We start from the raw sequence: 20,031 nt of genomic DNA, 5'->3' as shown, positions 1-20,031 counted from the left end.
TCAAACATGTCAGGATCATTCAGGCGCACAGGAGGCAAAATGCGGTTCAACCTCAAACAAATCGAAGCCTTTGTCTGGGTCGCTGACTTGCAAAGCTTCCGACGGGCGGCAGACCGGTTGAACACCACGCAACCTAATATCTCGGCCCGGATTGCGGCGTTGGAGACAGCTTTGGGCAGCACGTTGATGACGCGTGACGCAGGCTCGGTCAGGTTGACGGGTAAAGGGCAGGAACTGCTGGCGCACGCCCGTCACGTGCTCGATGCGACGGATGCATTCGTTACCGCAGCAGATGAGAAAACCCTGATCGACGGCACACTGCGGCTTGGGGTGACAGAAATGATCGTGCACACATGGCTGCGCGACTATCTGCGGATGCTCAAGAACCGGTTTCCCAATCTCACGGTTGAGGTGACCGTCGATCTATCCGCAGAACTTGAAAAAGAACTGGCCGAGCGCAGGATCGATTTAGCCCTGCAGAACGCACCGTTCAGCAGGTTGGCGTCTGGCCAACGGGACCTTGGGACCTACCCGCTGATCTGGATCGCCTCACCTGCGCTGGGCTTGCGCGATGTCGTCACCTCTGCAGATTTACTGGCCCATCCGATCCTGACCCATGCGCGGAATACACGCTTGTTTGAAGAGGTTTCGGCCCATTTTGCAGACCAACGCGGCTTGCAGGCACGGCTGGTGCCATCGAGCAACTTGGCGGCCTGTCTGCATATGGCGGCAGATGGCATGGGGATCGCGACGCTGCCTGCGGCCATGGTAAGAGATGAGTTGGCAAGCGCAGCCCTGCATCAGATAAGCTATGAATGGGCGCCTGCACCGCTGCATTTCTTTGCGCGATACGATGCGGAAAAGTCTGCCGCAAGGGTCAGTCAAGCGGCGCAAATGGCCGAAGGCATCGCAAGGGCCAACAATACAAATTATTGATCCTATAAATCGGATTAAATAATTGGAGGTGATGTTGCGCTGTCCTTAAGCTAGCTGGGGAAACCACATTCAGGATCAAGGTAATGCAGCATCACATTCGCATGGGCGTCGACATCGGGGGCACCTTCACTGATGTAGTGCTAGAGGTTGGTGCAGCGCGGTTCTCAACCAAGGTCCTGACCACCTATGCCGCGCCGGAAGATGCGATCATCGATGGCATGCATCAGGTCTGTGCGAAGGCGGATGTTGCACCTGCGCAGATCAGTCAGATCATTCACGGGACCACGCTGGCCACCAACGCTTTGATTGAGCGGCGCGGGGCCAAAACGGCCCTCATCACCACCGAAGGTTTCCGCGATGTCATTGAAATGCGGACAGAAAGCCGGTTTGAGCAATATGACCTGAACCTGCAACTGCCCGAACCCCTCTTGCCACGCCAACACCGGTTTACACTGCGCGAAAGGGTGGATGCGCAAGGCAATGTGCTGATCCCACTACAGCGCGCCGACATCGAAGCCCTCGCTGATCACATCAAATCCTATGGGTTTGAAAGCATCGCGATTGGCCTGATCCACGCCTATCTGAACGACACCCATGAACGGATGATCCGGGATGTTCTGGCTAAAAAAATGCCGGATGTGATGGTGTCGCTCTCGTCTGAGGTTTCCCCACAAATGCGGGAATATGAGCGGTTTAACACGACCGTTGCAAACGCCTACATCAAGCCGCTGATGAAATCCTATCTGGGGCGGCTCAAAGGGCGTTTGGCGGGCGAAGGCGCGGACTGTCCGATCTTTCTGATGCATTCGGGCGGCGGGATCATCAGCCTTGAAAGTGCAGCTGAATTTCCGGTGCGTCTGGTCGAATCCGGTCCTGCGGGTGGGGCTGTTTTCGCCGCCGATATCGCGGCGCGCTACGGGTTGGACAAGGTCCTTTCCTTCGATATGGGCGGCACTACTGCCAAGATTTGCCTGATCAAGAACCAGACGCCCAAGACCGCCCGCGTCTTTGAGGTGGCGCGGACCTATCGTTTCAAAAAAGGCTCAGGCATGCCAATTTCCATCCCCGTGATCGACATGGTTGAGATCGGGGCAGGGGGCGGCAGTCTCGCCCATGTGGACGCGATGCGCCAGATCCGGGTGGGGCCCGAAAGCGCCGGGTCAGAGCCTGGACCAGCGTGCTATGGGCGCGGCGGCACCCGGCCTGCGGTCACGGATGCGGACCTGAGATTGGGCAAGCTCGACCCGGATAATTTCGCGGGTGGATCTTTTCAGCTGCAGGCGGATGCGTCGGCGAAGGCCTTGTCGATGCTGGGTGAGCCGCTCGATATGGACGCTCAAACTGCGGCCTACGGATTGGCCGAAGTCGTGGATGAAAACATGGCCAACGCCGCCCGCGTACATGCGGTTGAGAATGGTGAGGACCTTGCCGATTACACAATGATCGCCTTCGGTGGTGCCGCCCCGCTGCACGCAGGGCGCTTGTGCGAAAAGTTGGGCGTGACCCGGTTGTTGGTGCCTACCGGGGCAGGGGTTGGGTCTGCCATCGGGTTCCTGCGCGCGCCGTTCAGTTTTGAGGCAACGCGCAGTGTCTATATGAAACTGTCCGATTTCGCGACGGCTATGGTCAAAACGTTGCTGCAAGAATTGGAAACTGAGGCGACCGGTTTCGTGCGTACATGTGACGCACAGGCCGTGATCCATTCGGACTATAAGGTCTATATGCGCTACACTGGACAGGGCTGGGAAATCCCGATCAGTCTGACAGCGGCACAGGCACAAAACCCCGACGCGGCAACGTTCCAAGCACTGTTTGAGGCCGATTATGAAACGCTGTTCGGGCGGACAGTCGCGGGCATGGACATCGAAATCACCGTCTGGGCGGTCAACAGCACCACGGATGCGGCAAAACCGGACACGCTTGGGGCCACACCCGCCGCGAAAAGTGCCGACAGGCACGCCGAGCGCGCGCTTTTCGACCCCGCGCTCGGCGCAACGACCCAAGCCGCAGTGATCCTGCGCGACCAGATGCACCCCGGTCAGACCGTCAATGGCCCGGCGCTCATCACCGAAGATGAGACGACAATCGTGATCCCCGCCAGCCGCCAAGCCATCGCGCGTCCCGATGGCACAATCGACATCACGGAGGCCAAACCATGAGCACCGTCGCCTATCAAATCATGTGGAACCGGCTGATCTCCATCGTCGAAGAACAGGCACAAGCCCTTGTACGCACAGCCTTTTCAACATCTGTTCGGGAAGCAGGCGACTTGTCCGCCGGGGTCTATAATGCAGAGGGTCTGATGCTGGCCCAAGCGGTCACCGGCACGCCTGGCCATGTCAACGCCATGGCCGATGCTGTCGCCCATTTCATCCGGGCCATCGGGCCCGAGAACATCCATGAAGGCGATGTCTACATCACCAATGACCCCTGGGAGGGCACCGGGCATCTGCATGATATCACCGTGGTCACCCCGTCGTTCCACAAGGGTAATCATGTGGGCTTTTTCGCCTGTACGGCCCATGTGGTTGACATTGGCGGGCGTGGCTTCGGGGCGGATGCGGCCAGCGTTTATGAGGAAGGGATCTATATCCCCATCATGAAATTTGCTGCGCGAGGCACGGTCGACGACACGCTGATCCGCATTGTCCGCGGCAATGTGCGCGAACCGGATCAGTTGGTCGGTGACATCTATGCGTTGGCGACCTGTAATGAGATTGGGCAACGTCGCCTGGCCGAAATGATGGATGAATTTGCGTTGACGGATATCGCCGGGATCGGCGATTTCATCCTCGAAAATTCACGCAGGGCGACGTTGGAACGCATTGCCGCCCTGCCGCGTGAAACGGCCACGGGCGCCATGCGGATTGACGGGTTCGACAAGCCTATCGACCTGAAGGTGAAATTGACCATATCACAAGACCAGATACTCTGCGATTTCAACGGCACATCAGGCCTTGATAAAAAGGGGATCAACGTTCCGCTGGTCTATACCAAAGCCTATGCCTGTTATGCGTTGAAATGCGCTGTGGCCCCGGAAATTCCCAATAATGCCGCGTCTTTAGCGCCCTTTGCGGTGACAGCCCCGGTCGACAGTATTGTCAACGCGGTGCACCCAGCGCCCGTCGCCTTGCGGCATATCATTGGGCATATGATCCCCGATACGGTCTATGACGCGCTTGACAAAATCCTGCCCGCCACAGTGCCCGCCGAGGGGGCCGGATGCCTGTGTAACTTCCAGGTCAGCCTGCGTCCTGCGCGAGGCCATCAGGGACGCAGATCAGAGGTACTGACCTTTAATTCAGGCGGGGCAGGGGCGCGGCCCACGGTGGATGGGTTAAACGCCACCGCCTTCCCCTCGGGTGTTATGACCATGCCGATTGAGGCGACCGAACACACCGGCCCCGTGATCATCTGGCGCAAAGAGTTGCGGCCCGACAGCGGCGGGGCAGGGCAGCATCGCGGTGGCTTGGGGCAGTTCATGGAAGTGGGGGCCACGCAAGGGCATGAGTTTGATTTCTCGGCCATGTTCGACCGCGTCGACCACCCCGCGCGCGGCCGGCAAGGCGGGGCGGATGGGGCGCCAACCACGATTGCTTTGGATGATGGCAGCGCGATGCAAGGCAAGGGCAAGCAATTTGTGTCTGAGGGGCGGCGGGTCATGTTGGGGCTGCCGGGTGGGGCGGGCTATGGGCCTGCGTCGCAAAGAGACCCGGATCTGGTCAAACGCGATCTTGCGCGCGGCTATATTTCGGCCGAAGCTGCGATGCAGGACTATGGGCTCACCGCGGATGAGGTGGCTGCGTTGCAAGCCGCTGTCAGTAAAGGAGAAACCGCATGACGCCGACCAGAACCAGCTACGATGTGGTGATCGTGGGTGGGGCGATGATCGGATCGTCGGTGGCGTGGTTTCTGACCGACAACCCAGATTTTGACGGCTCAGTTTTGGTCGTGGAAAAAGACCCGACATATGAGTTCACATCAACCTCACACACCAATTCCTGCATGCGCCAGCAGTTCAGCACGGCGATCAATGTGCGGGTGTCGCAATTTGCCGCGGACTTCGTGAAAAACTTCCGCGAGTACATGGGCGGCGATGCGCGCGTCCCTCAGCCGCTTTTGCAAAACTATGGCTATATGTATCTGGCAGATAACGAAGATTTCGCCGCGACCTTGCGCGAAAGCCAGAAGATCCAAGCCGCTTGCGGGGCCGGGACTAAGCACATGACCCGCGACGAAATCGCCCGGGACTACCCGTTTTACAACCTCGATGACATAATCGCTGCGAACCACAATCTGGTGGATGAGGGGTATTTCGACGGCAATACGCTGTTTGATTGGTGGAAACGCTCTGCCCGTGAACGGGGCGTTGAATATGTGACCAATGAAGTCGTGGCGATGACCTGTAATCAAGGCGGAACGCGCGTCGAAAGCGTGACTTTGAAATCGGGCGAGGTGATCCATTGCGGGACTGTCGTGAATGCCTCAGGCCCCCGCGCGGTGCTGACCAGCCGGATGGCCGGGATCGATATTCCGGTGGAGCCACGCAAGCGCTATACCTTTATTTTTGAAGCAGAAAAACCGCTCGACCGGGATCTGCCGCTGACGATTGACCCCAGCGGCGTGCATATGCGGACGGATGGCACGTTCTACCTTGCGGGCTGCCCGCCAGATGATGACCCGGCGGTGGATTATGATGATTTTGTAGCGGATCATAGTCTCTGGGAAGACAAGGTCTGGCCGGTGCTAGCCACGCGTATTCCCCAGTTTGAGGCGATCAAGCTGCGTAATTCCTGGGTCGGCCACTACGCCTATAATACCTTGGATCAAAACGCGATATTGGGACCGCATACGGTGGTTGAGAACTTCATTTTTGTGAATGGTTTCTCAGGCCATGGGTTCCAGCAATCCCCCGCCATGGGGCGCGGGGCGGCTGAGATGATTACCTATGGTGCGTACCGTACACTTGACCTGAGCCCCTTTGGGTATGACCGCATTGAACGTGGCGAGAAATTCGTGGAAAAAGCCGTTATATGAATGTGTTAGAAAACAAATTTCTCGCGGCAATCCGGGAGGGGCGCAAGCAGATTGGCCTCTGGGTCAGCCTGTCCAGCAATTATGCAGCCGATGTTGTGGCGGGCACCGGATTTGATTGGCTGCTTATCGATATGGAACATTCGCCCAATGATGTGAACATGGTTTTAGGCCAACTCCAGGCGATTGAGGCCCGTGGAGGCAAGGCCATCGTCCGTCCGCCCTGGAATGATAAGGTGGTGGTGAAACGGCTGCTGGATATCGGAGCGCAAAGCCTTCTGTTTCCCATGGTGCAATCGGTGGATGAGGCCGAGGCAGCCGTTGCGGCTACCCGCTACCCGCCGCAGGGGATCCGCGGTGTTGCGGGCAGTATCCGCGCGAGCCAGTTTGGGCGGATCACGGATTATTTTGACAAGGTGCATGACGAAACCTGCGTGATCGTGCAGGCCGAAACACGTGCTGCCGTGGCGCAAGTCGTTGATATCGCAAATGTCAGCGGCGTTGACGGGGTGTTTTTCGGCCCTGCAGATATCGCGGCGGATATGGGATTGCTCGGGCGGCATATGGATGATGCGGTCTGGGATGTGATCATGGATGGCGCGCGCAAACTGATCGCGCAGGGCGTGCCGGTCGGCACTTTAGTGACTGATCCGGCCTTTGCAGCGCGCCTGCTGGACGAGGGCTTTACCTTCGTGGCCTGCGGGTTGGATACACATATTCTGGCGACGGGGGCTGACGCGTTGTTGGCCAAAGTCCGCGAGGGGACAAAGGAAAAATGATGAAGAAACTAGTACTGACCGGCGCCGCCGGGCGTTTGGGGTCTTACCTGCGCGAACCGCTTTCAAAACTATGCGAAACCTTCGTGTCGACGGATCGGGTGGATGATCTGGGCAAGCTCTATCCCAATGAAAGCTATGTGCAGGCGGACCTGACGGATCTGGCGGCGATGGAGGGTATTCTGGAAGATGCCGATATGGTTGTCCATTTTGGGGCCATCGGGGATGAGGCCCCTTGGGATGATATTCTGCAATCCAACATCATTGGTGCCTATAACGTTTGGGAAGCCGCCTATCGCAATGGGGTCAAGCGGGTGGTTTATGCCAGTTCAGTGCATGCGGTTGGGATGCATCTGAAGACCGACACAATCGGTTTGGACGCCCCGCATCGTCCTGATACTTATTATGGGTTAGCAAAATGTTTCTGCGAAGATCTGGCCAGTCTTTATTGGGATAAACGCGGGGTTGAGGCCGTGTGTCTGCGCATCTTTTCCTGTGCGCAGGCGACGAATGCGCGCAGTATTGGGACTTGGTTATCCTATGATGATTTGATCCACTTGGTGGAGCGATCCATTGATAGCCCTGTGGTTGGCTTCACGACCGTGTGGGGTATCTCCAACAATGACCGCGCTGTGGTGGATAATTCCAAGGCGGGCCATTTGGGCTATCGCCCCAAGGACAACGCGGAAGTCTTTGCAAAACAAGTGTTTGCGGATACCCCGCCGCTGGATAACAAAGACCTGGCGAACCTGTGTATCGGCGGCCCTTTTGCCACGGTAGAGCTAGGCAATTCCGGCGTGGCCTCGCTCGGGGTGGTTGATGATCGTAAGAAAATCTAACCAGGCGTCAAGCGTGCGATCTTGAACCTGAAACACTATTTCACCGCCTCTCCCTTCGGCTGGACGGGGAAGGTGACGGATGATGTCTCAGGTCAACGATCAAACGCCATAGCCGCTACAACTCCTACGTGTATTTGTCCTCAAGTTGGTCAAGTTCCCGGATTAGCCGGTCTTGTGTTTTATCCCCTGCAATTTTCCGTACATAAGCTGTACAGATCGCGTACATACACCCGGTCATTATGCGGCGCCCCGATCGGTGAGGCGCCGCCTTTTTTGTGCCCTTTATGATTTCGGGGCGTCGGGCCATGCGGTTGGGTCCGTGTCCAGATCGGGGAACTGGGCCGGATCAAAGACCGGCTTTTCCACCCCGGCCGCCAGCTGCGCCCGGAAGTCCGCAATGATCCGCATTGCAATCGGGAACAGCATCATCAGCGCCAGCAGGTTCACCACCGCCAGAATACCCATCATCGGATCAGAGAATGAGAACACAGCCGTCGCTCCCGGTGCAACGGCGCCCAGGAAGACGATCCCGATAATCGCAATCCGCAGCACAAGCACCGCGTTGGGGTTTTGGGTCATGAAGGTCAGGGCGTTCTCACCCAGATAATAGTTGTACATGATCGATGAGAACGCAAAGAGCAGGATCGCGAAGGTCAGGAAATATTGTGTCCAACCGCCCAAATGCTCAACCAGGCTTTGCTGCGTCAATACGACCCCGTCAATCCCTTCGACCCCCGGCTGATAGACATCCGCCAGCAAGATGACAAAGGCCGTGCAGGAACAGATCAGGATGGTGTCGATAAAGACCGAAAAGCTTTGGGTGATCCCCTGGCTGACCGGGTGTTTGACATAGGCTGTCGCGGCCACATTGGGCGCCGAGCCAAGACCTGCCTCGTTTGAAAATAGCCCCCGGCGCAGACCCTGCGCAATCGCAGCGCCCATCCCGCCTGAGACCGCCTCGCGGAACCCAAAGGCATTCGCCACGATATCCCAGATCACGCCCGGGATCGCAAAGAGGTTTAGCAGGATCACAATGAGCGCCATGGCGATATAGCCAAAGGCCATGATCGGGATGATGACGTCTGCGGCCTTGGCGATCCGGTGGATGCCGCCAAAGACGATCACCCCCGTCAGAACAGACAGAACAAGCCCGGTGACGATCCGCGGAATTGACATGGAATCAAGCGCAGCCCCGGCAACCGTATTGCCCTGGAAGGCGTTGAATCCAATCGCAAAAGAGGCAATCAGGCAGACCGCATAAATCACCGCAAGCCAGCGGTAATTTTCGCCCAGCCCATGGATAATGGCCCGGGCCGGCCCGCCCCGATAATCGCCATTTGGCTCGGTCCGTTTGTAAAGTTGGGCCAGCGTTGCCTCGACCAATGCGGTACACATGCCGATCAGGGCGATGACCCACATCCAGAACACCGCGCCCGGTCCGCCAGCGGTGATGGCAACGGCCACACCGGCGATATTCCCGCCGCCGACACGCCCGCCGACCGAGACGAACAGCGCTTCGCGCGCGCTGATTTTGTTGGGATCATTATCCGCATCCGTGCCGCGCAACACGTTGAACATACGTTTGAAAAAACGAAACTGGATAAAACCGCTAGCGACCGTAAAAAACAGCCCCAGTACAACAAGGAAGGGCACCAAAGCCCATCCCCAGGTTAGGTCGTTAATGGTTCCGAAAACTGTATCCAGAAATCCCATGGTATTTCCCCTTTTTCCACTGCTTTTCAGCCTGGGGTGGGGCGCTTTAACTTACAAGCCCGCGCGCGGGTTGTATTGCCATCGGCAAGGAAACGCACAAAAATGAGGCAAATTGCCGGACCATTCAGCGCGTGCCGGGCATGGCCCTTGCAAAGTTCATGCTTTAGCCTGCCTTGACCGAAAAAGGACGCACCGATGTATCTGAGCTTAATGCGCGCAGCGCCGCGAACCGCGCCGCCGCTTGCCGTGATTGCCTGGAAACCCCATGCGGACACGCCCGAAGCCCATCCGGCAGGGCAGGTGGTTGCCCCGGATGATGCGGATGCCGATGCGTTTTTTGCGACGTTGACAGATGCAAAGCAAACCGGGCCGCATGTTTTGATGTCTCATGCCTGCCCACCTGTTTCTGGCCCCGTGATGCTGCGCCTTGATGAGGTGTGTTTTCCTGTCGGTGCGGTTGCCGCTCGCCACACCCATGCGGGCGCGGGTATTCGTTATCTGGTACGCGGCGCGTTAAAGATCGAAGCCGAAGATCATACCCAAGTGATGACCCCGGGTGCATGTTGGTTTGAACCGGAAAATGCCCCCGTGCGCGCGACCGCTTTGCATGGTCAGGGCGTGACCAGTTTCCTGCGCGCCATGATCATTCCGGCCGCATATGCTGGTAAATCAACCTTTCAGCTGGTCGATCCAGCCGACGCCGCTTTGCCGCGTTTGCAGCAGACGCATCGCCATATGGATCTGCCGCTTTAGCTTGAGGCTGGGTAGTGGTCTGACAGGGATGAAGTGCGCCAATCGGGATCCGGCTCGGCTGGCTCTGGCGCGTAGCCTGCGGCTTTGATCGCCTCAATCGCGCAATATTCATCCTTGTCGGATGTATCGCCACTGATCCCCACGGCGCCCAGCGTGACACCTTCTGCATCTTCGATGAGCACACCGCCCGGCACCGGGATCAGCCGCCCATCGGATGCGGTGGCAAGGGCCGCCTGAAAGGTCGGGCGTTCCTTCAGCCGGTCGCGGATCAATCGGCTTGAGATGCCCATGCCCAATGCCCCGTAGGCTTTGCCAAAGGCCACATCAAACCGGATCACGCCTGATCCGTCTTCGCATTGCATCGCCACCATCTTGCCCCCCGCATCAAGGACCACGACAGTCAGCGGCAGCAGTTTGGCCTGACGCCCAAGGCGCAGTGCCTCGGTGATGATCGCGTTGGCTTTGTCCAGCGGAAGGGATGTGTGCAGGCGCATGGCGGCTCCTTAATTGGTTGTGGCCCAAAGCCCCGACCACCAGGCTGCAAAGTCAAAATTTGGCAGCCATGTCACGATTTCGGGGAACATCAGCAATGCGGCGATGGTGATCACATCGGCGATAAAGAACAAGGCCACGCCCCGAAAAACCTGCCCCAGTGGGATATCCGGGCGCACCCCGTTGACCACAAAGCAATTGAGTCCAATGGGCGGTGTGATCAGGCAAATCTCGGCCATCTTCACGGCGATGATCCCGAACCAGATCGGATCAAAACCAAGCGCGACAACGGCGGGATAGACCACAGGCAATGTCAGCAGCAACATCCCGATGGCATCCATGAACATCCCCAGTACCGCATAGGCCAAAAGGATGCAGATCATAATTGTCATCGGTTCCATATCAAGCCCGACGATCCATTCGGTGAAAGCGCCTGGAATGCCCGAGAACCCCAGGAAGCGTACAAAGATCAGCACGCCCCAGATCAGTGAAAAGATCATCACTGTCAGCTTGGCCGATTCCATCAGTGATTCCTTGATGGACCGCAGCGGTGTCCCGCGTGCCAGCGCCAGCACAAAGACCACAAATGCGCCCAATGCGCCTGCCTCAGTCGGGGTCGCCCAGCCGCTGTAGATGGATGTCATGATGATGATCACGACCAAAATGATCGGTGAGATGCCGGGCAGGGTGCGCATCCGCTCGCCCCAGGTGAAGCCGGTCACCGATGGTGCCGCCCCCGGTTTGACCATGGCCCAGACAACGATGATCCCCGCATAGACGATGGCCGAGAAGATACCTGGTAAAAATCCTGCCAGCAGCAGTTTGCCCACCGATTGTTCGACGATGATCGCGTAGATCACGAGGATCGCAGAAGGGGGGATCAGCGTGGCCAATGTCCCGGCAGAGGCAACAACCCCCGCCGCCATTCGCCTGTCATAGCCGTATTTGAGCATCTCTGGGATCGCCACCCGGCTAAACACAGCCGCCGTTGCTGTTGATGCCCCCGAAACGGCCGCAAACCCAGCGGTCGCGAATACTGTTGCAATGGCCAGCCCGCCTGGCAGCCAGCCCAGCCATTTGCGCGCTGCGTCAAACAGCTGTTGCGTCATACCCGCATGAAAGGCCAGGAACCCAATGAAAATGAACATCGGCAGCACAGACAGCGCATAGGTGGATGATTTTGAATGCGGGATTGTGCCGACGATTCCCGCCGCAGGCCCCCAGCCGCGCAATTCGACAAGCCCCAAGAGCCCGACAATCGCCGCCGCAAAGACAACCCGGACGCCGATCACGATCAGCCCCAAAAGCAGGCACATGGTGATCACACCGACCAGAAACGGGTCGGACATTCCGATGCCGATAATCATGCCGCATCTCCGGGTTTGGTATGGGTATCGGTCTCATCGCCCATGACTTCGGCGATCTCATCCTTGGCCTGTTCTGCCACATCCTTCGCGATGATGACCGCCACGGGCTGGGCATCTGGAAATATGAAAAGCCGCAAAGCGCCAAGAAATTGCAGCGCCAGCCTGCACCACCAGATCCCAAAGGCGATGGGCACCAGCAATTTGGATGGCCAGGTCGGATATTCGGCATCGATGGTCGTATCGCCCAGCGAATACGCCCTCTGGAAATGTCCGAAACTGTAGTAAATCAGCACGCCAATGATAAAAAGCGCGACTGCCGCGCCAACCGCCTCAACCGCCCAAAGCCAACGCCCCTTCAGCCGCCCGACCAGCAATTCCATCCGGATATGACTGCCCAGCCGCTGCGTATAGGCCGCCCCGAGAAAGGCCATGCTGGCCATCGAAAGTTCGACCAGGTCGATATAGCCGTCGATGGGCGCGTTAAAGACCGTCCGCAAGAGGATCTGCAAGACCCCCAGGATCATCAGCGCCATGATGGCGAAAGCCGCCATCAGATTTGCGAAATCCTCAACCGGGATCAGCCCCCGGTTCAGCCCTGCCAAAAGGCCGGTTTCGGCCTGCGTGTTCTTTGCCATTTGGCTGTCCTTGCCTGCACAGATGCAAGGCCCGGCGACAGATCTGTCGCCGGGCTTTGTGGTTTATTGGTTCTGGGCTTCTTCGGCGTAGCTCCAAATTGCGTCAAACACGCCTTGCGCGTCGAATTTGTCGCTATTGGCAGCGATCCACGCATCCCAGACCGGCTGACCTGCCACGTCGCGGAATTCAGAGATCTGTTCGTCCGAGTAGACGATTTCCTGCATGGTGTCGCGGAAATTGGGCAGGTTGACCTCGTCCTGGGCAGCATAGGCAGCCTGTTCGGCATCCATACCCATGTCGCGCAGGTCCATCAGCAGGGTCTGATATTGCGCGGGCAATGCCTCATAGGCGGTCTTGTTCAGAACCCAGCCGCATTCCGAAGTGCCTGGTGCCAGGTTCGACGTGAACCATTCGGCCTCATCAGCGATGCCAAAGCTGACATGCGCGTAAGTATAAGGGAAGGCCGCCGCATCAAGCGCGCCGCGTTGGAACGCGGTTGAGGTCTCGCCTGCGGGCAAGGTCTGTTTGGTGGCGCCCAATGCCTCCATCGCATCGCCAAGACCGCCGCCCGCGCGGACACGCAAGCCGTCCCAGCCGCTCAGCTCGGTTGGGGCGTCGCCTTTGCCCAGGATTTCATATTGCGGCAAGAGGCCCGACAGATAGGGCATGGCGTTCCAGGGTTCCATATCCGCAACGATCGCCGGATGTTCGAACATGCGCGAGCGTACGTATTTGTCGACCGCCGGATCGCCCAACGGCAGGAAAGGCAGCGAGAACACCATCCATGCCGGGTTCTTGCCCGGGTGGTAGAAGTTGCAGATCGCCGCACCTTCAAACGCATTCAGCTGTAGCCCATCAAGGTTTTCACGCGCGCTGGACAGCTGGCCGCCGTAGAAAATCTCAATGTTGAAATTGCCGTCCGTTTGTGCGCGGACCTCATCTGCGATGGCTTCCATCCCTGCCGACAGGGCGCGGGGATTGCCCCACATTGAAAAGCTCCAATAGACTTCGGGACCTTCAACAGTTTGCGCCGAGGCAGCGGTTGATGCCAGCAAAAGGCCCAAAATGCCCGTGCGTGTAATTGATTTCATGTCATCCTCCCAGATGGTTACGGCTTTGCGCCGGTCTTGTTGACGCAATAACGGCCCAGCAGATGGGTCGGATTACGTCGCTCCTCCGGGGATAAGTCTGATATAATATCGATATTATTGCAAATGAATAACGTATATCGCCAGAATTTTGCGATATGGCGCTGGGCAGGGTGCAAAAAACAACAAAGGGCGCCCCAATGGGACGCCCTTTTCACTGTGATTTTATGAATCTAGCGTGGCGGGATACCTTTGCCGCCGCCTTCTTCTGTCACGCCATCGACCAGCACGAACATGATCGTGCAAGGCTCAGTGCCGCGATTGGCCCAGGCGTGGTTCGTGCCGCGCTGCACGACAACATCGCCAGCCTTCAGCAGCACGTCGTCTTCTTCATTATCCATCAGCATCCAGATTTCGCCATTCATGACGATGCCGTAGTCGACGCTGTCAGTCCGGTGCATCCACGGGTGGCGCCCGCCCTGAACGATATTGGCTCCGGCGCCCATTTCAGCAAAGGCCGCAGCCCCATCTTCGCTGGACAGTTTGGCCATGACCTCGGGGTCTTCGGGCATGAATTCAACGCAGCGAAAGACCGTGCCATTCTTGGGCGGGTGCAAGATGAAATCACCTTTGCAGGTCTCGGTTGGGCCGTCATATTCGGCCGGTGTCTTGTCGGTCAGCCAGAAATTGGTCAGCCGGACGCCGGGCCGATTGGGACGCTCAAGCATCTGCGACGCCATCTGATCGCTTTCGATGATCGCCACACCATTGGCATCATGGCCAGTGACAACGCGGCGGTATTCCTTATGTTTCATTGAAGAGCCTCTTTGGGGGATGATTTGGATGCGCGGCCCATCAACACGACCGCTGCGAATAGGGCGAGGCCGATCCCGGCGCTGATCAAGCCCTGGAACAGCAGGCACAGCCCGCCGATTGCTGCCATGACCCGTGCATGGGGCGCAAGCGGCGCGCCGAGGCAGCCGATGATCGCCACCGCAATCGCAAACGTGCCAAATGCGGCTGTGATTGCGGCCATGGCATTTTCGAAGACGGTGCCGCCCATCAGCAGCCCGCTGCCATAGACAAAGGCAAAAGGCAGCACAAAGGATGTCGCCGCATAAGACGCCGCCGTCCAGCCGACCTTATTCACATTGGCCTGCGCAATCCCGCCCGCCACATAAGAGGCCAGCGCCACTGGCGGCGTGATGGTTGAGATACAGCCATAGTAGAAGACAAAGAAATGCGCCGTCAGCACGGGCACGCCTAGTTTGACAAGGGCAGGGGCCACGACCGTTGCCAAGATCAGATAGGCCGCTGTTGTCGGCAGCCCCATCCCCAGGATGATTGATGTGATCATGGTAAAGAACAGCGCCAGAAACAGATACCCGCCCGAGGCCACATCAATCAGCGTTGCGATTTTTGACCCCAGCCCGGTGACCCCCAAAACGCCCGCGATGATCCCTGCCGCAGCGCAAGCAGCTGAGATGGTGACAACCGATCGCGCGCCTTCGGATATGGACACCATGACTTTCTTGAAAAACGCCAGATCGATTTTGCGTTGCCAGATGATATCGCCGACCAGCAAAACGGCCATGGCCCAAAGCGAGGCCATGAATGGGGAAAACCCGGCCAGCATCACACCGATCAGCGTTCCAAAGGCCCCGATGAAGGGCCCGCCGTTTAGCAGGACTTTGGACAATGGGATATCGTCGTCATCTGCGGTACTTGTATTGGGCGCGATGCCTGATTTAACCGCTTGCAGATGTACCACCATGAAGGCCGAGCTAAAGAAAAGCAGCGCCGGAATGATCGCGGCCAGCATGACGGATGTGTAAGGCACGCCCACGATCTCGGCCATGATAAAGGCGGCTGCCCCCATGACAGGCGGCATGATTTGCCCACCGGTTGAGGCGACAGCTTCAATCGCGGCGGCCTGGTGCGGCTGGTAGCCTTCACGTTTCATGATCGGGATCGTGACGGTGCCGGTCACGGCCACATTGCCCGCCGCCGACCCGCTGACCATGCCGATCAGCGTTGAAAACAGGACGGCTGATTTTGCCGAGGCCGCGCGCAGTCCGCGCGTGCAGCGGTTTGATAGCTCAAAAAAGAAATCCCCAGCGCCGAAATTGGAAAGCAGCGCCCCAAAGATCGTGAAGACAATGATATAGCTTGCGGCCACCCCAACCGGGATGCCGTAGATCCCTTGCGTGTCCATCGTCAGCACGACAACGATGCGCTGCAGGGTCGATCCGCGCCCTTCAAGCACCCCAGGCATGTAGGGCGCCACAAACGGGTAGAGGAAGAAGACGAAAGTGATCGTCGCCAGGATCCAGCCGATCCCGCGCCGGGCAGCCTCAAACACAATGGCGATCAAGACGACACCGGCGATGAAATCGGTATCATTGGTGATCCCACCGCTAAAGGCGATTGCCTGCCAACGGGTCAGAAGGTAATAGCTGGCGCCCACTGTGGCGGCGACCAAGAGCGCTGAGAAGGCCGCGTTCAGCTTGGTGCCTGCCAGCCCTTCGGATGCGGGTTTGATGACAAATAGCAAGGACAAGGCCAGCATCACATGGGTGACCCGCACGGGCATTGTTGACATGGTGATCACGCCAGAGACCACCATCAAATGATAGGCCCCCAGGGCCAGTCCGGCCAAAAAGATCGCGTTTTTCAGCGTTATCGCCCGCAAGACAGCCATGGATATACCTGTAATTCTTTGGGAAGAAGGGGCCCCCGTTGGGACCCCTTTTTGCGGATTGTTTTATTGTGCGTCGAAGTAGGCTTGTGCGCCTGCATGCAGCGGGATCGCCAGGTTCAGCGACATCGCAGGATCGATCTGGCGCGCATTGGCGTTTTCGGCCTGCAGCTCTTCAAGGTTATCAAAGATCGCGCGTGTCACGGCTTCGACCGTGTCGGCATCCAGTGAATTGGGCGCAACAAGCATGTTGTTCACACCGATCACCATTCCGCTTTCGGGGGTGTCGTAGACGTCTGCGTCGATCTCAACCGCCACATAGGCGCCGTTTGCTTCAAGCGCTTCGTCCAATTTCCCGTCCGAGAAAGAGATAAAGCGCAGATCCGCACCGGCAGAGGCCTGCATGACCGCACCGGCAGGGTAGCCCGACAGTGCCAAAGCTGCGTCAACGGTGCCATCGGTCAACTGGCTGAACCCGTCAGAATAGCTGACAAAGCTTGGGGTAATGTCGTCGATGCTCATGTCATGCAATGGCAGTAGGAAGTTGACAAAGCCCAACGTGCCGCCGCCCGCAGGGCCTACGGCCACGCGCTTGCCAGCGAGATCTTCGAATGTCTGGATGTCGCTATCGGCCAGCACGACCATATGCAGCACTGAAGGGTGCAGCGCTGCGACAGCGCCCAGATCAATGGGGCCAGCGGCTGTGTAAGGGCCCTTACCGCCAATCGCGAGGACGGCGAGGTTGTTATTGGTGATCGCGATCTCGACTTCGCCCGTTGCGATCAGGTTAGGGTTCTGTACGGACCCACCTGTCACAACCGGAACCATGGAAATGTCATTTCCAGCATGGCTATTGACCACGTTTGAGATGCTTTGGCCCATTGGATAAAAGGCACCGCCCAGCGAAGCTGTGCCGATCCGAAGCTCTTCGGCAATGGCCGTAGAAGAGAGCGTTGCGATAGCAGCCGCGCCAAAAAAGCATTTGAGTGACGTGAGCATGGAGGTTCTCCCAGTTGTTTTGCGGAATGATAACGGAAAAGTCATCAATTAAAAGGCAAAATCGATATTATTGACTTTTCGGCATAAATATCACCAAAATGCTGATCGCTTATGCGCACCGTAACGGGCTGGCCGCGATGTTGACGCAAGGTCATAAATGCGGCGATCGCATAAGTAGACAACGATTTGATGACGAGGATACTCATAAACACAGGCGCTGCCGTCGGAATCGTCGTACGTGATCCTTGGTCGCGCATAATGATTCATCACCATGTTCCCTTCAGAATGTCCAGAGCAGCTGCAAGGGCAACCAGGTGATCCGGCCGCCTGCAGCGCAAGCGCCTGATTTATGGGCCGATAAGACCAAAAGTGATCGGGAAGTTGTAGAAGATTGTAAGCAATTGAAGCGAAGAGCTGAGCTTTCTGAATGTCACGAACAGGCAGGATCAGGAGCTTTTTGCCAACAAGTCAGTTGCTCTGACGTCGACGAAGATCTTCAAAAACTTAGTTTTTATAGATCTTAAGCGCTACATAGCTGCGTTTTAGGTACAATGTTTGGAGGGCATCTTTCAGAATACGGCTTTGATCTCTGATCACCATGAGGGGCTTCATTTCTAATGACCTCGCCTCTTGACCACGGCAGGTAGTCATCACAAATTGATCACGTCGATCACCAGTTGGGGACAAAACCTAGATGCCGACGATTTATACATTGGAAGAGTCAAATGTTACAATATCCGGAGGCCAGCAGCTTTCAGGTATTACGCAAGGGGACGGGTCGCATCTGGTAGGCGCAACGATTACACTTGATAACAATGACTGGGTCGCAGTCGAAGTCGATGATAGCGATGACACGAGTTTTGGCGATTCTGACAATTCCCAATCACTAGACGCGGGTTCAGATCCGTCCATAACATATAATGGCGCCACATTTGCAGATGGACTTCGTGTCGAAGCCGAGTACGCGTTAACTGTTCAGGACCCGGATGGTAACATTTACACGTTGATTGGCTTCAACATCAATGAACCCGGTGTAACGTCGTTCGCGACAGTTGAAGGATTGGCATTCATAGGTGGAGTTGGCGAGTTTCCACCAATTGGCGTGCCTTTGACTGTCCTATCCAATGCTGAAGGGCCGAATAACCCTTATGTCGATCATGCATCACCGCCATGCTTCACTAGGGGGTGCCAAATCGACACAATAAATGGCCGAATGTGTGTCGAACACCTTTCTGAAGGCGCATGGGTTCGGACAGCCGATAATGGATTTCAGAGAATTCGTTGGATCAACAGCCGGGAATTCACAAAGGAAAAGCTGCGCAGCAATGCTAAACTATACCCAGTTCGAATTGTTGCGGGCGCGCTTGGTGAAGGTCAGCCAGAGAGGGATCTTTTGGTGTCCCGGCAACATCGTTTGCTAGTGAAATCGAAAATTGCCAAACGGATGTTTGGTCAGGGTGAAGTGTTGGTTGCCGCAATTAGATTAATAGATCTACCAGGTGTATTCGTTGACGAAACGGTCGATTTTGTCGAGTATTTTCATCTTTTATTTGATCGGCATGAGATCGTCTTTGCGGAAGGTGCCCCAACTGAAAGTCTCTTCACTGGTCCGGAAGCCTTGAAGTCAATCAGCACTGCCTCCAAAGCTGAAATTCTAACCATATTTCCTGAACTCGAAGAGTTAAACTATTCCCCGGAGCCTGCACGATTTATCCCAACGGGTAGTCGCCAAAAGCGTCTTGTTGTAAGGCATATGAAAAACGGAACACCTTGCCTGACATCTACAGCTATCCCGTAAAGCAATCATCGGGTTTTGCAAGAGCGTACGTTCGGGACACATAGGAAACGCAGAAACATAGGCTATTGTGAAGCTATACCCGTGTCCGAATAGAGCCCTGCTTTATTGGCTTGGATTCGTAGATAGCCTTGCTTGCTCTGCATACATAAACCACCAGCTTTCTGGAGAACTAACTATCATCGTCCGGCCAGCATTTGGTCGAAAGGAGCCACATGCCCAACCATGTCATCCCCGCCCCGATTGTCCCTGTGATCCCAACAAGTACGGGGTCCGATTTTCCGGTCCGCCGTGTCTATTGCATTGGCCGCAATTTTGCCGCCCATGCGGTTGAGATGGGCCATGACCCGGACCGTGAGCCGCCTTTCTTTTTCCAAAAGAACCCCGATAATCTCGATCCGTCGGGCGTTTTTCCTTATCCGCCACGAAGCACCGATGTGCATCATGAGGTTGAGCTTTTGGTCGCGCTTGGCAAGGGCGGCAGTGATATCCCGCTTTCGGATGCGTTGGACCATGTCTGGGGTTACGGCGTGGCGCTTGATATGACCCGGCGCGATTTGCAGGGTGCGGCCAAGAAGATGGGCCGCCCGTGGGAGATCGGCAAAGCCTTTGAGCATTCGGGCCCCGTTGGTCCGCTGCGCCCGGTGTCTGAGATCGGGCATCCTGATCAGGGGCGTATCGCGCTGACCGTCAACGGTGAGCTGCGCCAAGAGGGTGATTTGAACCAGATGATCTGGAAAGTGCCCGAAATGATTGCCTATCTGTCCGCGTATTTTGTGCTGCAAGCCGGGGACGTGATCATGGCGGGCACGCCGGCCGGTGTGAACGCGGTGGCGCGCGGCGACCAGATGGAGGCATCCATCGCCGGCGTTGGAGCGCTGCACGTCAAGGTCGTCTAGCGGCGA

Annotated in this window: 18 protein-coding genes; 9 read left to right on the top strand and 9 right to left on the bottom strand. The window is 57.1% G+C overall.

Annotated features, from left to right (window positions below):
* Positions 1-39 precede the first annotated feature (39 nt).
* From AABB29_RS19620 to AABB29_RS19595, 6 genes are all read left to right on the top strand, one after another.
* Positions 40-936 (top strand): LysR family transcriptional regulator, encoded by an 897-nt coding sequence (locus AABB29_RS19620; RefSeq protein WP_341368912.1) that lies wholly within the window; start codon positions 40-42, stop codon positions 934-936.
* 83 nt (positions 937-1,019) lie between these two features.
* Positions 1,020-3,095 carry a hydantoinase/oxoprolinase family protein gene (locus AABB29_RS19615; protein WP_341368913.1) on the top strand — a complete coding sequence of 692 codons (2,076 nt, stop codon included), beginning with the start codon at positions 1,020-1,022 and terminating at the stop codon, positions 3,093-3,095.
* On the top strand, positions 3,092-4,777 hold the full coding sequence (locus AABB29_RS19610) for a hydantoinase B/oxoprolinase family protein (RefSeq protein WP_341368914.1): 1,686 nt from the start codon (positions 3,092-3,094) through the stop codon (positions 4,775-4,777). Before AABB29_RS19615 ends, AABB29_RS19610 begins: the two co-directional genes overlap by 4 nt.
* Positions 4,774-5,973 carry an FAD-binding oxidoreductase gene (locus tag AABB29_RS19605; protein WP_341368915.1) on the top strand — a complete coding sequence of 400 codons (1,200 nt, stop codon included), beginning with the start codon at positions 4,774-4,776 and terminating at the stop codon, positions 5,971-5,973. The genes AABB29_RS19610 and AABB29_RS19605 overlap by 4 nt, the downstream gene beginning before the upstream one ends.
* Positions 5,970-6,749, top strand: coding sequence for an aldolase/citrate lyase family protein (locus AABB29_RS19600; protein WP_341368916.1), 780 nt, complete (start codon positions 5,970-5,972; stop codon positions 6,747-6,749). The genes AABB29_RS19605 and AABB29_RS19600 overlap by 4 nt, the downstream gene beginning before the upstream one ends.
* Positions 6,749-7,585 carry an NAD(P)-dependent oxidoreductase gene (locus tag AABB29_RS19595; protein ID WP_341369042.1) on the top strand — a complete coding sequence of 279 codons (837 nt, stop codon included), beginning with the start codon at positions 6,749-6,751 and terminating at the stop codon, positions 7,583-7,585. Before AABB29_RS19600 ends, AABB29_RS19595 begins: the two co-directional genes overlap by 1 nt.
* A gap of 282 nt (positions 7,586-7,867) precedes the next feature.
* Here AABB29_RS19595 and AABB29_RS19590 read toward each other — a convergent pair whose 3' ends face one another.
* Positions 7,868-9,298 carry an alanine/glycine:cation symporter family protein gene (locus AABB29_RS19590; RefSeq protein WP_341368917.1) on the bottom strand — a complete coding sequence of 477 codons (1,431 nt, stop codon included), beginning with the start codon at positions 9,296-9,298 and terminating at the stop codon, positions 7,868-7,870.
* A 195-nt stretch (positions 9,299-9,493) separates the two neighbouring features.
* Here AABB29_RS19590 and AABB29_RS19585 point away from each other — a divergent pair, with 195 nt between their 5' ends.
* Positions 9,494-10,051 carry a cupin domain-containing protein gene (locus tag AABB29_RS19585; protein ID WP_341368918.1) on the top strand — a complete coding sequence of 186 codons (558 nt, stop codon included), beginning with the start codon at positions 9,494-9,496 and terminating at the stop codon, positions 10,049-10,051.
* Here AABB29_RS19585 and AABB29_RS19580 read toward each other — a convergent pair.
* The 8 genes from AABB29_RS19580 to AABB29_RS19545 form a co-directional block, all read right to left on the bottom strand.
* Complete coding sequence (locus AABB29_RS19580; protein ID WP_341368919.1) at positions 10,048-10,545, bottom strand: heme-binding protein; 498 nt, start codon at positions 10,543-10,545, stop codon at positions 10,048-10,050. The genes AABB29_RS19585 and AABB29_RS19580 overlap by 4 nt on opposite strands.
* A gap of 9 nt (positions 10,546-10,554) precedes the next feature.
* Positions 10,555-11,910, bottom strand: a complete 1,356-nt coding sequence (locus tag AABB29_RS19575) for a TRAP transporter large permease (RefSeq protein ID WP_341368920.1) — start codon at positions 11,908-11,910, stop codon at positions 10,555-10,557.
* Positions 11,907-12,545 (bottom strand): TRAP transporter small permease, encoded by a 639-nt coding sequence (locus AABB29_RS19570; protein ID WP_341368921.1) that lies wholly within the window; start codon positions 12,543-12,545, stop codon positions 11,907-11,909. Before AABB29_RS19570 ends, AABB29_RS19575 begins: the two co-directional genes overlap by 4 nt.
* Before the next feature lie 63 nt (positions 12,546-12,608).
* Entirely contained in the window at positions 12,609-13,637 is a 1,029-nt protein-coding gene (locus AABB29_RS19565) for a C4-dicarboxylate ABC transporter substrate-binding protein (RefSeq protein WP_341368922.1), read from the bottom strand.
* 230 nt (positions 13,638-13,867) lie between these two features.
* Positions 13,868-14,449, bottom strand: a complete 582-nt coding sequence (locus AABB29_RS19560; RefSeq protein ID WP_341368923.1) for a cupin domain-containing protein — start codon at positions 14,447-14,449, stop codon at positions 13,868-13,870.
* Positions 14,446-16,335 (bottom strand): TRAP transporter fused permease subunit, encoded by a 1,890-nt coding sequence (locus AABB29_RS19555; RefSeq protein ID WP_341368924.1) that lies wholly within the window; start codon positions 16,333-16,335, stop codon positions 14,446-14,448. Before AABB29_RS19555 ends, AABB29_RS19560 begins: the two co-directional genes overlap by 4 nt.
* A 63-nt stretch (positions 16,336-16,398) precedes the next feature.
* Complete coding sequence (locus AABB29_RS19550; protein ID WP_341368925.1) at positions 16,399-17,331, bottom strand: TAXI family TRAP transporter solute-binding subunit; 933 nt, start codon at positions 17,329-17,331, stop codon at positions 16,399-16,401.
* Positions 17,332-17,375: 44 nt separating this feature from the next.
* The gene (locus AABB29_RS19545) at positions 17,376-17,588 is read right to left on the bottom strand and encodes a hypothetical protein (protein ID WP_341368926.1); all 213 of its coding nucleotides are present in this window, start codon (positions 17,586-17,588) and stop codon (positions 17,376-17,378) included.
* A 437-nt stretch (positions 17,589-18,025) separates the two neighbouring features.
* Here AABB29_RS19545 and AABB29_RS19540 point away from each other — a divergent pair, with 437 nt between their 5' ends.
* Both AABB29_RS19540 and AABB29_RS19535 read left to right on the top strand, forming a co-directional pair.
* Positions 18,026-19,129 carry a Hint domain-containing protein gene (locus tag AABB29_RS19540; RefSeq protein WP_341368927.1) on the top strand — a complete coding sequence of 368 codons (1,104 nt, stop codon included), beginning with the start codon at positions 18,026-18,028 and terminating at the stop codon, positions 19,127-19,129.
* A gap of 212 nt (positions 19,130-19,341) precedes the next feature.
* A complete protein-coding gene (locus AABB29_RS19535) occupies positions 19,342-20,025 on the top strand; it encodes a fumarylacetoacetate hydrolase family protein (protein WP_341368928.1) in 684 nt (227 codons plus the stop codon).
* The last annotated feature ends 6 nt before the right edge of the window (positions 20,026-20,031 follow it).

This window comes from Yoonia sp. BS5-3 (genome assembly GCF_038069655.2).
GTDB classification, from domain to species: domain Bacteria; phylum Pseudomonadota; class Alphaproteobacteria; order Rhodobacterales; family Rhodobacteraceae; genus Yoonia; species Yoonia phaeophyticola.
Note: the sequence above shows the minus strand (reverse complement) of the source record. Positions and strands in the feature narration are given on the sequence as shown.

What these genes read in the sequence shown, in the direction of transcription:
- AABB29_RS19620 (WP_341368912.1), top strand. Translation starts at nt 40, where the DNA reads ATGCGGTTCAACCTCAAACAAATCGAAGCCTTTGTCTGGGTCGCTGAC.
- AABB29_RS19615 (WP_341368913.1), top strand. Translation starts at nt 1,020, where the DNA reads ATGCAGCATCACATTCGCATGGGCGTCGACATCGGGGGCACCTTCACT.
- AABB29_RS19610 (WP_341368914.1), top strand. Translation starts at nt 3,092, where the DNA reads ATGAGCACCGTCGCCTATCAAATCATGTGGAACCGGCTGATCTCCATC.
- AABB29_RS19605 (WP_341368915.1), top strand. Translation starts at nt 4,774, where the DNA reads ATGACGCCGACCAGAACCAGCTACGATGTGGTGATCGTGGGTGGGGCG.
- AABB29_RS19600 (WP_341368916.1), top strand. Translation starts at nt 5,970, where the DNA reads ATGAATGTGTTAGAAAACAAATTTCTCGCGGCAATCCGGGAGGGGCGC.
- AABB29_RS19595 (WP_341369042.1), top strand. Translation starts at nt 6,749, where the DNA reads ATGAAGAAACTAGTACTGACCGGCGCCGCCGGGCGTTTGGGGTCTTAC.
- AABB29_RS19590 (WP_341368917.1), bottom strand. Translation starts at nt 9,298, where the DNA reads ATGGGATTTCTGGATACAGTTTTCGGAACCATTAACGACCTAACCTGG.
- AABB29_RS19585 (WP_341368918.1), top strand. Translation starts at nt 9,494, where the DNA reads ATGTATCTGAGCTTAATGCGCGCAGCGCCGCGAACCGCGCCGCCGCTT.
- AABB29_RS19580 (WP_341368919.1), bottom strand. Translation starts at nt 10,545, where the DNA reads ATGCGCCTGCACACATCCCTTCCGCTGGACAAAGCCAACGCGATCATC.
- AABB29_RS19575 (WP_341368920.1), bottom strand. Translation starts at nt 11,910, where the DNA reads ATGATTATCGGCATCGGAATGTCCGACCCGTTTCTGGTCGGTGTGATC.
- AABB29_RS19570 (WP_341368921.1), bottom strand. Translation starts at nt 12,545, where the DNA reads ATGGCAAAGAACACGCAGGCCGAAACCGGCCTTTTGGCAGGGCTGAAC.
- AABB29_RS19565 (WP_341368922.1), bottom strand. Translation starts at nt 13,637, where the DNA reads ATGAAATCAATTACACGCACGGGCATTTTGGGCCTTTTGCTGGCATCA.
- AABB29_RS19560 (WP_341368923.1), bottom strand. Translation starts at nt 14,449, where the DNA reads ATGAAACATAAGGAATACCGCCGCGTTGTCACTGGCCATGATGCCAAT.
- AABB29_RS19555 (WP_341368924.1), bottom strand. Translation starts at nt 16,335, where the DNA reads ATGGCTGTCTTGCGGGCGATAACGCTGAAAAACGCGATCTTTTTGGCC.
- AABB29_RS19550 (WP_341368925.1), bottom strand. Translation starts at nt 17,331, where the DNA reads ATGCTCACGTCACTCAAATGCTTTTTTGGCGCGGCTGCTATCGCAACG.
- AABB29_RS19545 (WP_341368926.1), bottom strand. Translation starts at nt 17,588, where the DNA reads ATGCGCGACCAAGGATCACGTACGACGATTCCGACGGCAGCGCCTGTG.
- AABB29_RS19540 (WP_341368927.1), top strand. Translation starts at nt 18,026, where the DNA reads ATGCCGACGATTTATACATTGGAAGAGTCAAATGTTACAATATCCGGA.
- AABB29_RS19535 (WP_341368928.1), top strand. Translation starts at nt 19,342, where the DNA reads ATGCCCAACCATGTCATCCCCGCCCCGATTGTCCCTGTGATCCCAACA.